The following is a 255-nucleotide window of genomic DNA, read 5'->3' on the forward strand; positions in this document are numbered from 1 at the left end:
AGATGTACGGTACACCGACAAAGTTTGTAAAGAAACAATAGAAAATAGGTCCCCAAAAACACCTCTAAATTCAGGGAAAACCTGATCAAGGATTGCTTGGAATTGTAGTTTAGTTTGAACAACAATATCTGTTAGGTTTTCGTGTTGTCTTGTCAAATTACGTAGGTTTAAAAGTTGAATCCCTCGTTTTTTATAGGGCTCTAAGTCCTCCTTATAGTACAGCTCGCAGAGATGATTAGCATCGATAATATCTGT

The 255-nt window shown here is 36.5% G+C and carries 1 protein-coding gene; it reads right to left on the minus strand.

Going from position 1 to position 255, the window contains the following annotated elements; genetic code table 11:
- Positions 1 to 255, minus strand: a 255-nt coding sequence (locus tag KW850_RS34650; RefSeq protein WP_218351747.1) for an IS110 family transposase, incomplete at both ends; no start/stop codon positions are given.

The organism is Bacillus sp. sid0103 (assembly GCF_019219025.1).